This window comes from Nocardioides albertanoniae (genome assembly GCF_006716315.1).
In the GTDB taxonomy this organism is placed as follows: Bacteria; Actinomycetota; Actinomycetes; order Propionibacteriales; family Nocardioidaceae; genus Nocardioides; species Nocardioides albertanoniae.
The window spans coordinates 3,872,726-3,886,142 of the sequence record NZ_VFOV01000001.1 but is presented as its reverse complement, the minus strand read 5'-3'; the positions used below and the strand labels follow the sequence as shown (position 1 = coordinate 3,886,142).

General features: G+C 68.5%; 13 protein-coding genes. 9 read left to right on the top strand and 4 right to left on the bottom strand.

The genetic code is table 11. From position 1 onward, the window contains the following. Positions 1 to 167 precede the first annotated feature (167 nt). Positions 168 to 1,577: an RNA 5'-3' helicase PhoH2 gene (phoH2, locus tag FB381_RS18710; RefSeq protein ID WP_425465453.1), complete on the top strand. Its 1,410-nt coding sequence runs from the start codon at positions 168 to 170 to the stop codon at positions 1,575 to 1,577. Between the two features lie 255 nt (positions 1,578 to 1,832). Continuing rightward, on the top strand, positions 1,833 to 2,489 hold the full coding sequence (locus tag FB381_RS18705) for an aggregation-promoting factor C-terminal-like domain-containing protein (RefSeq protein ID WP_246088192.1): 657 nt from the start codon (positions 1,833 to 1,835) through the stop codon (positions 2,487 to 2,489). 111 nt (positions 2,490 to 2,600) lie between these two features. On the opposite strand, the gene FB381_RS18700 is transcribed toward FB381_RS18705, so the two are convergent. Beyond that, positions 2,601 to 3,989 (bottom strand): class II fumarate hydratase, encoded by a 1,389-nt coding sequence (locus FB381_RS18700; RefSeq protein ID WP_141781672.1) that lies wholly within the window; start codon positions 3,987 to 3,989, stop codon positions 2,601 to 2,603. Positions 3,990 to 4,007: 18 nt separating this feature from the next. Next, positions 4,008 to 4,724, bottom strand: coding sequence for a spermidine synthase (locus FB381_RS18695; RefSeq protein ID WP_246088191.1), 717 nt, complete (start codon positions 4,722 to 4,724; stop codon positions 4,008 to 4,010). A 45-nt stretch (positions 4,725 to 4,769) separates the two neighbouring features. Between FB381_RS18695 and FB381_RS18690 the strand changes: the two genes are divergently transcribed. The 5 genes from FB381_RS18690 to FB381_RS18670 are packed head-to-tail and all read left to right on the top strand — an operon-like array spanning position 4,770 to position 8,210. Then, positions 4,770 to 5,636, top strand: a complete 867-nt coding sequence (locus FB381_RS18690; RefSeq protein ID WP_141781671.1) for a glucose 1-dehydrogenase — start codon at positions 4,770 to 4,772, stop codon at positions 5,634 to 5,636. Beyond that, positions 5,636 to 6,142 (top strand): DUF6328 family protein, encoded by a 507-nt coding sequence (locus FB381_RS18685; protein WP_141781670.1) that lies wholly within the window; start codon positions 5,636 to 5,638, stop codon positions 6,140 to 6,142. The genes FB381_RS18690 and FB381_RS18685 overlap by 1 nt, the downstream gene beginning before the upstream one ends. Positions 6,143 to 6,191: 49 nt before the next feature. Further along, positions 6,192 to 6,638: an NfeD family protein gene (locus FB381_RS18680; RefSeq protein ID WP_141781669.1), complete on the top strand. Its 447-nt coding sequence runs from the start codon at positions 6,192 to 6,194 to the stop codon at positions 6,636 to 6,638. Between the two features lie 16 nt (positions 6,639 to 6,654). Then, on the top strand, positions 6,655 to 7,677 hold the full coding sequence (locus tag FB381_RS18675) for an SPFH domain-containing protein (RefSeq protein WP_141781668.1): 1,023 nt from the start codon (positions 6,655 to 6,657) through the stop codon (positions 7,675 to 7,677). 23 nt (positions 7,678 to 7,700) lie between these two features. Beyond that, entirely contained in the window at positions 7,701 to 8,210 is a 510-nt protein-coding gene (locus tag FB381_RS18670) for an SPFH domain-containing protein (RefSeq protein ID WP_141781667.1), read from the top strand. Positions 8,211 to 8,323: 113 nt separating this feature from the next. Here FB381_RS18670 and FB381_RS18665 read toward each other — a convergent pair whose 3' ends face one another. Both FB381_RS18665 and FB381_RS18660 read right to left on the bottom strand, forming a co-directional pair. Then, positions 8,324 to 9,178: an endonuclease domain-containing protein gene (locus FB381_RS18665; protein WP_141781666.1), complete on the bottom strand. Its 855-nt coding sequence runs from the start codon at positions 9,176 to 9,178 to the stop codon at positions 8,324 to 8,326. Positions 9,179 to 9,722: 544 nt separating this feature from the next. Beyond that, positions 9,723 to 10,664 carry a GlxA family transcriptional regulator gene (locus FB381_RS18660; protein WP_141781665.1) on the bottom strand — a complete coding sequence of 314 codons (942 nt, stop codon included), beginning with the start codon at positions 10,662 to 10,664 and terminating at the stop codon, positions 9,723 to 9,725. Between the two features lie 107 nt (positions 10,665 to 10,771). On the opposite strand from FB381_RS18660, the gene FB381_RS18655 reads away from it, so the two are divergent. Further along, positions 10,772 to 11,083 carry a putative quinol monooxygenase gene (locus FB381_RS18655; RefSeq protein ID WP_006247389.1) on the top strand — a complete coding sequence of 104 codons (312 nt, stop codon included), beginning with the start codon at positions 10,772 to 10,774 and terminating at the stop codon, positions 11,081 to 11,083. Positions 11,084 to 12,076: 993 nt separating this feature from the next. Next, a complete protein-coding gene (locus tag FB381_RS18650) occupies positions 12,077 to 13,402 on the top strand; it encodes an ISL3-like element ISPfr2 family transposase (RefSeq protein WP_141781664.1) in 1,326 nt (441 codons plus the stop codon). Positions 13,403 to 13,417 lie beyond the last annotated feature (15 nt).

Below are 13,417 nucleotides of genomic sequence, written 5' to 3'. Positions count from 1 at the left end.
CCCGTTACGTGAGTAGTCACGAACCGAACCTGCGTCAGGATCACATCGATCCCGACGGGTGTGAGGCAGTCGGCACCCCGACTGACGGTCCACCGTCCGGTCCATCTGATTAACGATGAAATGACCGGACTCATGGGTGTATGAGCCGGTCGCGAGAGGTGATCCGCGTGGCTGCTGACAGAACCACGACCGAGCTCGTCACCGAGGCCGACACGTCGGCCGCTCCGACACCGGCGTCGGAGGGCCCGAAATCGGGCACCGTCCCTGAGGGTGGGCCGCCTGCGGTGCGCACCTACGTCCTCGACACCAGTGTTCTGCTCTCGGACCCGAAGGCAATGACGCGCTTCGCCGAGCACGAGGTCGTGCTCCCGGTCGTCGTGATCACCGAGCTGGAGGCCAAGCGGCATCACCCGGAGCTGGGCTACTTCGCCCGCTCCGCCCTTCGTCAGCTCGACGAGCTGCGGATCACCCACGGCCGCCTGGACACGGCGGTCCCGATCGGTGAGGAGGGCGGCACGATCAGGGTCGAGCTCAACCACACCGACCCGTCCTCGCTGCCGAGCGGCTTCCGGCTCGGCGACAACGACACCCGGATCCTCGCGGTCGCCCACAACCTGAAGGGCGACGGGCTCGACGTCTCTCTGGTCTCCAAGGACCTGCCGATGCGGATCAAGGCCTCGGCGGTGGGCCTCAAGGCCGAGGACTACCGCGGTGAGCGGATCAACGACTCCGACCCGGGCTACTCGGGGATGGCCGAACTCGACGTCGCGGCCGCCGACCTCGACGAGCTCTACGACGACGGGGTGCTCGACCTCGACGCCGCTCGCGACCTGCCCTGTCACACGGGTCTCGTGCTGATGTCCGACCGCGGCTCCGCGCTGGGTCGGGTGGGCCCCGACAAGCAGGTCCACCTCGTACGCGGCGACCGCGAGGTCTTCGGCATCCACGGTCGTTCCGCGGAGCAGCGGATCGGCCTGGAGATGCTCCTCGACCCCGAGGTGGGCATCGTCTCGCTCGGCGGCCGGGCCGGCACCGGCAAGTCGGCGCTGGCGCTCTGCGCGGGGCTGGAGGCGGTCATGGAGCGCAACCAGCACACCAAGGTGGTCATCTTCCGACCGCTGTTCGCCGTCGGTGGTCAGGAGCTCGGCTACCTGCCCGGCACGGAGAACGAGAAGATGTCCCCGTGGGGCCAGGCGGTCTTCGACACGCTCTCCGCGGTGACCTCGCCGGAGGTGATCGAGGAGATCATCGAGCGCGGCATGCTCGAGGTGCTGCCGCTGACCCACATCCGCGGTCGGTCGCTGCACGACGCGTTCGTGATCGTCGACGAGGCGCAGTCGCTGGAGCGCAACGTGCTCCTGACCGTGCTCTCCCGCATCGGCGCCAACTCGAAGGTCGTGCTCACCCACGACGTCGCTCAGCGCGACAACCTCCGGGTCGGCCGTCACGACGGTGTCGTCGCGGTGATCGAGAAGCTGAAGGGTCACCCGCTCTTCTCCCACGTCACCCTGACCCGCTCCGAGAGGTCGCCGATCGCGGCGCTCGTCACGGAGATGTTGGAGAACGTGGTGCCGTGATGACGCCGTAATCCTCGTCACCCATGGTGGCCCCAGACCCGTAAGGGCTGGGGCCACTGTGATTAGTGTGACTCGTGTTACGGAAGTGATGCTCAGAACGGTCATTTCTGACCTACAAACGGTGCGTCCAGTTTGATACGGCCATGGCGAGCATGCATTGTTTGCGGGTCTGCAATGCCTCAGCCCCCGAAGAGAGCCATGTCCCAGCCTGTTCATCGTGCCCCGCGACATCGTGGTGCGCCAGCGAATCCGCTCGTGGACGTTCCGCACAAGGCTGCGCGTACGACCGCAAAGACCACCCTGCTGCTCTCCGTCCTCGCCCTCGGCGGGACGGGTGCCGCAGTAGCCGGCGGAGTCGCCTACTCCGGCCCGGCCGGCGACCAGCAGCTCAGCGCCGGCGACGCCGCCTCGGCTGACCTGCCCGAGCTGACCGACGCCCAGCGCGCCGCGATCGAGGCCGAGTCCGCCGCCCGCGGCAGCGAGAGCTCCTCGCTGTCCCGGTCCTCCGGCGACCGCCGCGAGACCGCCGACCCGGCCAAGCGGGCCGCGCTCTCGGTTGCTGGGTCCGACGCCCAGGCGATCTCGGGTGTCGAAGAGGTCGAGATCGACCTGCGCGACCCCAAGGACATCGCCAAGTCGATGCTCAGCGACTTCGGCTGGGGCCTCGACCAGTTCTCCTGCCTCGAGCCGCTGTGGGAGAAGGAGTCGGGCTGGAACACCAGCGCCGCCAACCCCTCCTCCAGCGCCTACGGCATCCCGCAGGCTCTCCCGGGCTCCAAGATGGCCTCCGCCGGCGACGACTGGGAGACCAACGCCGCCACCCAGATCAAGTGGGGCATGGGCTACATCAACGACCGCTACGGCTCCCCGTGCGGCGCCTGGGGCCACTCCCAGTCCAACGGCTGGTACTGACCGACGCCGAGTCGGCTCGTCCTGACCCGAATTCACGTCGAGTCGGCGCGTTACGACGCGCCGACTCGACGTGGTTTTCGGTCAGGACGAGCCGACTCGACAGGTTGTGGGTCAGGGGTGGGTCATCGACTCGACGTCGAGGGCCTTGTCGAGCTCCTCCTCGGTGAGGGTGCCGTTCTCGACGTAGCCCAGGGCCAGCACGGTCTCCTTGATCGTCTTGCCGTCGGCCAGGGCCTGCTTGGCGACCTTGGCGGCGGCCTCGTAGCCGATGTGCTTGTTGAGCGGGGTGACGATCGAGGGGGAGGACTCGGCGTAGGCGCGGAGGCGCTCGGGGACGGGGACGATCCCGTCGACCGTACGCTCGGCCAGGACGGTCATCGACGTCGAGAGCAGGCGGATCGACTCCAGGATGTTGCGGGCCATCACCGGCATCGCGACGTTGAGCTCGAAGGCGCCCGACGCGCCGGCGGCGGTCACCGCCGCGTCGTTGCCGATCACCTGGAACGCCACCATCAAGGTGGCCTCCGGCAGGACCGGGTTGACCTTGCCGGGCATGATCGAGGAGCCCGGCTGCAGGTCGGGCAGGTGGATCTCGGCCAGGCCGGTGGTGGGGCCCGACGACATCCAGCGCAGGTCGTTGTTGATCTTGATCAGGCCGACCGCGAGCGTCTTGAGCACGCCGGAGAGCTCGACCAGCGAGTCGCGGGTGCCCTGGGCCTCGAAGTGGTTGCGGGCCTCGGTGAACGGCTGGGCGGTGCGGTTGGACAGGTCGGCGATCACGGCCTGCGGGAACCCGGCGGGCGTGTTGATGCCGGTGCCGACCGCGGTGCCGCCGAGCGCGAGCTCGCGCACCCGCGGTAGCACCGCCTCGAGTCGTTCGGCCGCGTAGTGCACGGTCGCGGCGTAGCCCCCGAACTCCTGGCCCAGGGTCACCGGGGTGGCGTCCATGAGGTGCGTACGCCCCGACTTCACCAGCGCCGCGAACTCCTTGGCCTTCGCCTCGAGCGAGGTGGCGAGGGTGTCGATCGCGGGCAGCAGCTGCTCGGTGACGGCGACGGCGGCGGCCACGTGGATGGCGGTCGGGAAGGTGTCGTTGGAGGACTGGGAGGCGTTGACGTGGTCGTTGGGGTGCACGTCGCCGCCCGCGCGAGCCACCAGGGAGGCGATCACCTCGTTGGCGTTCATGTTCGACGACGTGCCCGACCCGGTCTGGAAGACGTCGATCGGGAAGGCGTCGTCGTGCTCGCCCTCGGAGACCGCGCCCGCGGCGGCGATGATCGCCTCGGCCTTGTCGCCGGGGAGCACGCCGAGGTCGAAGTTGGCCTTGGCGGCGGCGGCCTTCACGTGGCCGATCGCATGGATCAGGGCCGGCTCGATCGGGGTGCCCGAGATGGGGAAGTTCTCCACGGCCCGCTGGGTCTGGGCGCGCCACAGCGCGTCCTTCGGCACCCGGACCTCACCCATGGAGTCGTGCTCGATGCGAAAGCTGATGTCGTCCATGCCTGGTTCAACCTTTGACTAGTTGGTGCCATTCCTTCGGGAGACCGTGCCGGCGTAGAGCCAGTACGTCTCCGAGTGCCCTTGCAGGTCGACCGGGTAGGAGAGCGCCTCGGTCTCGTCGAAGACCTGCCCCATCACCTCCAGCAGCGCCGGAGCCTGCGCGGCAGACCACACCACCACCGTGCCACCCGGAGCCGTCGCCCGTCGCGCATCTGCGAGAGCCGGCGCCTCGTAGAGCGCGCCGTTGGCGTCGTGCACCAGATAGCCGGGGCCGTTGTCGACGTCGAGCAGCACGAGGTCGTACGCCGCGCCCTGGCTCTCCCGGAGCACGACAGCGACGTCGGCGACCTCGATGCGGACGCGCTCGTCGCTCATCAGCGCGGGGCCGTGGGGGACGCGTCCGGCGCGCATCCACTCGACCAGGAGAGGCTCGATCTCGACGACGGTGACGGTCTCGACCCGGCCGTCGCTCAGCACCGCCTCGAGGGTGAAGCCGAGGCCGAGCCCGCCGATGAGCACGTGTCGAGGGTCTGCGTGCAGGTCGAGGGCACGGGTCGCGAGCGCCTTCTCGGTCGAGGTCTCACGGGTGTCCATCACGAAGATCCCGTTGGCCCGAAGCTCCAGGTGTCCGTCGGCGCGATGCCGAAGGACCAGGTCACCGTGCGCGCTGCGTGTGCTCACGTCGTCGCTCGTCTCGGCGATGGCCGTCTCCGTCTCGTTCACCAGTTCGCTCACGACTTCATTGTGTCTGTCGCGGCCCGATGTGGGTACCGATGGGCTATGAGCGACGACAAGATCCAGTTCCCCGCCCAGCAGCAGGAGCCTCCGGGGCTCACGACCGTGATGGACCCGCAGCCCGATCACGGCGAGTCGAGCTACCAGGGCCACGGCCGTCTGGACGGGAAGGTCGCGATCATCACCGGCGGCGACTCCGGGATCGGCCGCGCCGTCGCGATCGCGTACGCCCGCGAGGGAGCCGACGTCGCCTTCACCTATCTCCCCGAGGAGGAACCGGACGCGAAGGGGACCTCGAGCCTCGTCGAGGCGGCCGGACGCACCGCGCTCACCATCCCGATCGACCTGCGCGAGCGGGAGGCGTGCGACGAGGTCGTCGAACGCACCGTGCAGGAGCTCGGTGGCCTCGACATCCTGGTCAACAACGCCGGCTACCAGTTCGCCCGCGACAAGGGCCTGACCGACATGGACGACGAACGGATCGACCGGACCTTCAAGACCAACCTGTACGCCCTGCTCTGGCTGACCCGAGCAGCCGTCCCGCACCTGCGGAAGAGCAACGGCTGCGTCGTCAACAACGCCTCCATCCAGGCGTACGAACCTTCGACCAGCCTGCTCGACTACGCCGCGACCAAGGCGGCCATCAACAACTTCACCGTCAACCTCGCTGCCGAGCTCGGGCCCGAGGGGATCCGGGTCAACGCGGTGGCGCCGGGGCCGATCTGGACCCCGCTGCAGCCGGCGACCCAGGCGGCGGAGAAGGTGGAGAGGTTCGGGGCGAACACGCCGCTGGGACGTGCCGGCCAGCCGGCCGAGGTGGCCCCGGCGTTCGTCTTCCTCGCCTCGCCGGCCGAGGCGTCCTACGTCTCCGGCACCGTGCTCGGGGTGACCGGAGGACGGCCGGTGTTCTGATGTCCGACGACGGGCTCGAGGTCGGGACCGATGGTGGCAGCCCGGGGGAGCGGCCCGAGCAGCGGATCACCCGCAACTGGAACGAGCTGCTCCAGGAGCTGCGGGTGCTGCAGACCGGCGTCCAGATCCTCACCGGATTCCTGCTGACCGTGCCGTTCTCGCCGCGGTTCCCCGACCTCGACGACCGCCAGAAGACGATCTATCTGATCGTGCTGGTGGGCTCGGTCATCACGACCTGCCTCATCATCGCGCCGGTCTCCTTCCACCGGATGCTGTTCCGTCGTCGGCAACGTCCGTGGCTGGTGAAGGCCTCCCACGCCTGCGCGCGAGCCGGTCTGGCGTGCTTCGCCCTGGTCTCGGCGCTGGTGGTGCTGCTCGTCTTCGACGTCGTCGTCTCCTTCGGGGTGGGTGTGGTCGTCGCGGTGGTCGTGCTCGTCCTCTTCATCTCGCTGTGGGTGGGTCTGCCGCTGGTGAGCGAGCGCCACAGCTCTCGCCGATCCATGTGACGGCCACCACAGGCGGAGTACGCTGGAGTGAACCGAGTCTGGTGGTCACATGTGGTCATTCTTCTGGCTGATCGTCGCAGTGCTGCTAGGAGTCGCTGAGGCGTTCACGATGACGCTGGCGTTCGCTTTCGTCGCCGGCGGGGCACTCCTTGCCGCCGGCAGCGCCGCTCTCGGCGCTCCGGTCCTGGTGCAGGCGCTGGTCTTCGCGCTCGCGGGCGGCGGCAGCGTGCTGCTGGTGCGCCCGATCGCGCGGCGTCACATGGCGCTGCCGCCGCCGGTGCGTGACGGCACCGACGCCCTGATCGGTCGCCAGGCCGTCGTCACCGCCGAGGTCAGCTTCGAGCACGGCCTGGTGCATCTCGCCGGTGAGGACTGGTCGGCCAGACCCTACGACGACGACCTGGTCATCCCGGTCGGATGCCGGGTCGACGTGCTCGAGATCGAAGGCGCCACGGCGCTCGTCCACCCACGGGACCCGCTGTCGCTGTCACCTTAGAGAGGGGACGTACGAGATGGAACTACTGCTGATTGTGCTGGTCATGGTCGCGCTCGTGGTCGGGGCGGTCGCCTCGACGGTGCGGATCGTGCCACAGGCGCGGCGTTACAACATCGAGCGGTTCGGGCGTTATCGGGTCACGCTGCAGCCAGGGCTGAACTTCGTGATCCCGCTGGTGGACCGGGTCAACACCAAGCTCGACGTGCGTGAGCAGGTCTACTCCTCCAACCCGCGCCCGGTGATCACCGAGGACAACCTGGTGGTCAACATCGACACGGTGCTCTACTACCAGATCACCGAGCCGCGGGCGGCGGCCTACGAGGTCGCCAACTATCTGCAGGCCATCGACCAGCTCACCGTCACCACGCTGCGAAACCTGATCGGCTCGATGGACCTGGAGCGCACCCTGACCTCGCGCGAGACGATCAACGCTCGGCTGCGCGAGGTGCTCGACGAGGCCACCGGGAAGTGGGGGATCAGGGTCAACCGCGTCGAGATCAAGGCGATCGACCCGCCCTCCTCGATCCAGGAGGCGATGGAGAAGCAGATGCGCGCCGAGCGTGACAAGCGCGCCGCGATCCTCCATGCCGAGGGCAAGCGGGCCTCGCTGATCCTGGAGGCGGAGGGCACCCGTCAGCAGTCGATCCTGGAAGCAGAGGGCAACCAGCAGGCTCGCGTGCTCGAGGCCGACGGTGAGGCCAAGGCGCTCGAGCGGGTCTTCCAGGCCGTCCACGCCAACGACGCCGACTCGAAGGTGCTCGCCTACAAATACCTCGAGATGCTGCCCTCGCTGGCCGCTCACGGCAACTCGTTCTGGGTCATCCCCGGCGAGCTCACCGAGGCGATGCGTACGGTCACAGGAGCGTTCGCCGACGGCGCCGGGTCGTCCTCGAAGTCTGCCGAGAACGGCGACGAGGCACCGCCCGCGCCGCCCCTTCCCGGACCGCGGGCAGCCATCGAGCAGGCTCAGGAGGAAGTCGCCAAGGCCGTCGAGGAGGCTCAGGAGGAGTCCGCCCGCGCGGACCGCATCGTCGGCTGACGTACGGCGGTAGCCTGACCGGCATGTCGCCGGGTCTCGTGGTCGTGCTGCTTGCTGTTGTGGTCGTCATCGGGGTGCTGATGAGTGTCAAGGTCGTCCCGGTGGCGAGCTGCTTGGTGGTCGAGCGCGGCGGCCGGTACCGTACGACGCTTCAGCCCGGTCTCAACACCGTCGTGCCGCTGCTCGACCGGGTCGTCGCTCGGTTCGACATGCGCGAGCAGGTGCTGTCGATGCGGGAGCCGCTGGTCTGCCGCGACCACTACCTCTGCGAGGCGGGTCTGAACGTCTACCTCGAGTTCGAGGACCCCTCGATCGCCTACCGCGTCGACAAGCCCCAGCAGCAGCTCGAGAGTGCTGTGCGTGCGGCGCTGCGAGAGCTCGCCGGCATCGTCGACCGCGACGAGCTCCTCGGCTCCGCCGGGCGCCTGACCGATGTCGCGTACGACGCCACCCGCCGCTCCCGGGAGGACTGGGGCATCCGCGTCAAACGCATAGAGCTGACCGACCTCTCTGGCCCCGACGTGAGGCCTTGACGAGTCACCGTCGGTCGTTGCGGCCACGGGCACCCTGTCAACGACTCGCGACACGCCCTCGCTCGGCGTGTCGCACGAGGATTCGGGGCTTCTTGTGGCCTCTCGGGCCGGGGTCAGGCGGCCGCGGCCCGCTGGGACAACGCCATCTCGATACACCTCAACACATACTCGGGCTGCAACATGACCTGGTCGTAGGTGAAGCGCAGCACGATCCAGCCGTCGGAGGCGAGCATCGTGTAGCGCTGACAGTCGCGGTCGTGGGTCTCCTTGTCGGCGTGGAAGCCCCAGGAGTCGGCCTCGAGGATGATGCCGTTGATCGGGTCGACGAGGTCGGGGTGCACCGTCAGTGTGCCGACGTGCACCTCGTACTGCGGGACGAACTCGAGGCCGGCCGCAGCGGTGATCGCGCGCAGGCCGGACTCGAATGCGTTGGCGGACAGTGCGTTGGCGTGAGCTGCGACCCTCTCGACCTGCTGTGTGTCACCTCCGCGCCAGGCGCGGCCAGCCGTGACGAGCTCCTCGTGGGTCACCGAGCCGTGGCGCAACGCCGAGTCGGCTACGGTCAGCGCGGCGGCGAACGGCAGGTCGCGGGCGCACAGCATGACCGTGAGCAATGGCCCGGTGGACCAGCCGTCGAGGTCCTCGCGCCGGGCGTCGTACGTCCAGAAGCGTGCCGCGCTGGTGGGTCTCTTCTGTCCGCTCGGCAAGAGGAGATGGGGCACGCTCGGGGAGGTACGGACCTCCCAGCCGTGATGGAGCGCCGCGCTGAGATGGGTGAGATGGAGGTTGTGCTCCACGGCGAGGCGGCGGCCGAGGTCGGTCACGGGGAGGGCGTAGCGGTCGCGATCGACGTGGACGATCGCCTCATTCGACACCGCGGTGCGCAGGCGTCGGCGGCTGGAGAGCGCGACGATGTCGGCAGAGCGGGCGATCCCGCCCAGCTGCTCCAGCGCCTCGACTGCGTCCATGCGGGCCAGTATGGGCGCGAGCACCGACAGTCTTCGGGCGGCGACGCCGGCTCGCGTAGCTGGCGCTCGGATGGGGGGCGTAGCTTTGCCCCGTGGACTACGACCTGGAACGAGTCGTCGATGAGGTGCGTGAGGCAGCGACCCTTTACCGGCTCTTCCCAGATGAGGGTGTAGGTCGGCCGGGCGCGTCGGTCCGCAGATAGACGTCGAGGTCTCCCGACGATGGAGGTTCCTACGCCATCCATCCGAAAGACCTCGACGTGTCCGACGCTACCCCGCCGGCCGGCCTCGGCCGCCCTGACCTGACCGCCTTCGCGTCTCATCCCAATCGACCCTGATCGGGTCTGCTGACCCCCTCGACGAGAACGCAGCGACATCACAGCCACCCAACCCCGACCGGCCGGGAAGCCGGGGCACGTCACATGGCCTGTGCTGCGGGCGTGTCGAGTGGGTCGTCCAGGGGCGACGCAGGAGCGTCGACGCGACGTGCTGAGAGGTGGTTCCAACCGGGCGCTAGGACACCGGCTACAGGCATGGCGATAGGTCAGGAACGGCGTCGCTCCCTGCGCAGGAGGGAGCGCAGAGTCTCGGCGTTCGCGTAGCCGACCCGTAGCGCGATCTCGGCGGAGGTGAGGTCCGTGGTTGCTGAGAGGTGCCGAGCTCGTTCGATGCGAAGCCGTTGGGCGAAGCCGAGCGGAGTGAGGTTGAGCGCCGCACGGACTCGTCGTTCGAGGGTGCGCCGGCTGGTGCCGAGCGACTGCGCGACGAAGGCGACGTTGAACGGTTCGTCCAGGCGGGCGCGCACGAAGCGTTCGAACTCGACGACGATCGGGTCCTCGTGCCGGAGATGTTCGTAGGCGACGAAGGCCGCCTGCGACGGACGCTCGTCGATGATGAGGAGCTTGGCGACATGTTGGGCCAGGTCGGGGCTGATCGATCGCACGAGTGAGAGCGCGAGGTCGATGTGGGCGAACGCGGCGCCGGCGGTGACGAGGTTCCCGTCCACGACGACCATGGTGTCGAGATCGAGGGCGACGGTCGGATAGCGCTTCAGGAACTCCGGCCCCAGGAACCAGCTGGTCGTCGCCCGCCGATGATGCATCCGTCCGGTCTCGGCGACGGCGAACACGCCGGTGCACGCCGCGGCGATCCGGGTGGTCGCGTCGTCGAGGCGCCCGAGCGAGGCGATGACCGAACGAGCATCTCGGCTCTGGAGGGCGTCGTTGGTAGCGGCGGCCGTGAGGGTTCCAAGCGCAGGGACGACGACCACGTCGAACTCTCCGGACTCCGACAGCGGGTGGTCAACCGACAGGGTCATCGATGCCGTCGTGGTCACTCGCCGTTTCGGTCCGAGGATGGCGAGTTCGATCGGGTCGATCCGCGGGTCGATATCGCCGCGGGCTCCGTCGGCCACCCGCACGATGTCGATGACCGACGCGACAGCCGAACCGAAGCAGCCGTCGATCGCGATCAGTCCGATACGCATGGCGCGAACAATAGCAATACTGTCGTATACGCCACTCCCCATCGGACCTCGCTCGTCATACGCTGAACTCGCCCCACGAAGAACCCCGACTTCAAGGAGAACCCCTCATGTCCACACCCGCATCACTTCCGTATGCCTTCGTCGCCAAGATCGTCGCGGCCGATGGACAGCACGACGCGCTCGCCGATCTGCTCGCCGGCGCTGTCGCACTCGCCAACGAAGAAGTGGGAACGATTGTCTGGTTCGCGGCTAGAACCCACGCCGACACCTTTTGGATCTTCGATGCATTCCCCGACGAGGCCGCTCGCGACGCCCACGCCAACGGCGCCATCGTCGCAGCCCTGATGGCCAACCAGCACCTCCTCGGCGCAGCACCCGAGATCCTGGCGGCCGACGTCCTCGCGTCCAAGCTCCCGTAGTCCGCCTACGCACGAGACGATCGCGCCCCGCCGAGCCGTCGGACCCGACCGCCTCGACACCCGCACCACGTTGACGATCCCCGACGGGCCGATCACGAGGGGGGCCAGGCAACACCCAGGCGCAAGCCTGGAGCGGCACTGGTTCACCGGTGGTCATCGAGAGAGCCAGCGCGGTTCCATGGCAGCGCAACTGTGTCAACTTGCCCTCCGTCCCGCTAGGCGCCGTGGGCGGGTCTTGGTTGCGATCCGTTGCCGTGACGGGAGACGCGTTGCGCGTCGCAGCGATGACGGGTGGTTGGCGTTCCGGGGCGTTGCGTTCGTGCGCGTCGCCCGTGCGGCATGGAACATCTCGCTGCGCACACAACGACCGCTGCGCCGACGCACCGTTGACACCTCGCACGTCCAGGTCGCGACACAACGCCACGCCGCGTTGCCGAGCGGAGCGAGGCCTATCGGCACACGGACAGGATGCCGGCCGCGAGCGCTCAGCCGGCGAGGGGTCCGTCGCAGAGGAGAGCGACGTCGGTGTCGGGCAGAGCCGTGAGGCCAGCGCATCGCGCGACCAGCAGAACCGAACCGCCCCTGCCCTGCGTTTCCGCAGGTCAGGGGCTGTTCGCCAGAGCCGCCTGTCGGAATCGAACCGACGACCTAATCACGTCGGCTTTGCGTCTATCGCTTGATGCGCCCACTGGGCGAACGAGCCGCTGACCTGCGCAAACGCCGAGAGTGGGGGGCGCCGCCATCCGGTGGTGACCGACGACGACCGACCAGTACCGACCGTTTCACCGGAGCTTGCGGCGGCGTCGAAGCCGAGCAAGCTCCATTCTTTTAGCTCACCGCGCCCTCCTCCTAGCCGGTCCCGTCGTCGTCGAAGACGTTTCAGGGGTCTTCCCAGATGACGGTGTAGGTCGGCCGGGCGCGCCGGTCCGCAGATAGACGTCGAGGTCTCCCGACGACGGAGGTTCCTACGCCATCCATCCGAAAGACCTCGACGTGTCCGACGCTACCCCGCCGGCCGGCTTCGGCCGCCCTGACCTGACCGCCTTCGCTCGACTCGACGGCCTCGGTCTGAGCGTGACCGGGCAACGACTTGAACCGGATCGTGCGGTCCTCGCGTGCCGCGTGGTGGAACCAGATCAGTGTTGCCGACGGTGCGGCAGCGAAGGCGCTGCTCGTGACACCGTGATCCGGCGGTTGGCCCACGAGCCGCTGGGCTGGCGACCGACCGTGCTGGAAGTTGTAGTGCGCCGCTACCGCTGTGCCGACTGCGGACACGTGTGGCGCCAAGACACCAGCGCCGCGGCGGAGCCACGCGCGAAGCTCTCGCGCACCGGGCTGCGGTGGGCGCTGGAAGGGATCGTGGTCGCACACCTCACCGTCGCCCGTGTCGCCGAGGGACTCGGGGTCACGTGGGACACCGCCAACAACGCGGTCCTGGCCGAAGGCAAGCGGCTGCTGATCAACGACCCCACGCGGTTCGAGGGCGTGAAGGTCATTGGCGTCGATGAGCACGTCTGGCGCCACACCAGGCGTGGCGACAAGTACGTCACCGTGATCATCGACCTCACCCCGGTCCGCGATGGCGCCGGCCCAGCAAGGCTGCTGGACATGGTCGAGGGCCGGTCGAAGGCGGCGTTCAAGACCTGGCTCGCCGACCGCGACGACGCCTTCCGTGACGCGGTCGAGGTGGTCGCGATGGACGGCTTCACCGGGTTCAAGACCGCCGCTGCAGAGGAGATCCCGGACGCGGTCACGGTGATGGATCCCTTCCACGTCGTGCGCTTGGCCGGTGACGCCCTCGACAGGTGCCGGCGCCGGGTCCAACTCGCGATCCACGGGCACCGTGGGTTCAGGGACGACCCGCTCTACAAGTCGCGGCGCACGCTGCACACCGGCGCGGACCTGCTCACCGACAAGCAGAGCGACAGGCTACGCGCGCTGTTCGTTGATGACGCTCACGTCGAGGTCGAGGCGACCTGGGGTGTCTACCAGCGCATGATCGCCGCCTATCGCCACGAGGACCGGCAACGTGGCCGCGAGCTCATGGAGAAGCTGATCACCGACCTCAGCGCCGGCGTCCCCAACGTGCTCACCGAGCTCACCACCCTGGGCCGGACCCTGAAGAAGCGAGCCGCTGACGTGCTCGCCTACTTCGAACGACCCGGCACCAGCAACGGGCCGACCGAGGTGCTCAACGGACGGCTCGAACACCTGCGCGGCTCCGCACTCGGGTTCCGCAACCTGACCAACTACATCGCCCGAAGCCTGCTCGAGACCGGCGGCTTCAGACCCCAACTTCTACACCCCCGATTGGGATGAGCCCCTTTACCTCCG

What these genes read in the sequence shown, in the direction of transcription:
- FB381_RS18675 (WP_141781668.1), top strand. Translation starts at nt 6,655, where the DNA reads ATGGAACTACTGCTGATTGTGCTGGTCATGGTCGCGCTCGTGGTCGGG.
- FB381_RS18680 (WP_141781669.1), top strand. Translation starts at nt 6,192, where the DNA reads ATGTGGTCATTCTTCTGGCTGATCGTCGCAGTGCTGCTAGGAGTCGCT.
- FB381_RS18670 (WP_141781667.1), top strand. Translation starts at nt 7,701, where the DNA reads ATGTCGCCGGGTCTCGTGGTCGTGCTGCTTGCTGTTGTGGTCGTCATC.
- FB381_RS18690 (WP_141781671.1), top strand. Translation starts at nt 4,770, where the DNA reads ATGAGCGACGACAAGATCCAGTTCCCCGCCCAGCAGCAGGAGCCTCCG.
- FB381_RS18660 (WP_141781665.1), bottom strand. Translation starts at nt 10,664, where the DNA reads ATGCGTATCGGACTGATCGCGATCGACGGCTGCTTCGGTTCGGCTGTC.
- FB381_RS18700 (WP_141781672.1), bottom strand. Translation starts at nt 3,989, where the DNA reads ATGGACGACATCAGCTTTCGCATCGAGCACGACTCCATGGGTGAGGTC.
- FB381_RS18655 (WP_006247389.1), top strand. Translation starts at nt 10,772, where the DNA reads ATGTCCACACCCGCATCACTTCCGTATGCCTTCGTCGCCAAGATCGTC.
- FB381_RS18685 (WP_141781670.1), top strand. Translation starts at nt 5,636, where the DNA reads ATGTCCGACGACGGGCTCGAGGTCGGGACCGATGGTGGCAGCCCGGGG.
- FB381_RS18665 (WP_141781666.1), bottom strand. Translation starts at nt 9,178, where the DNA reads ATGGACGCAGTCGAGGCGCTGGAGCAGCTGGGCGGGATCGCCCGCTCT.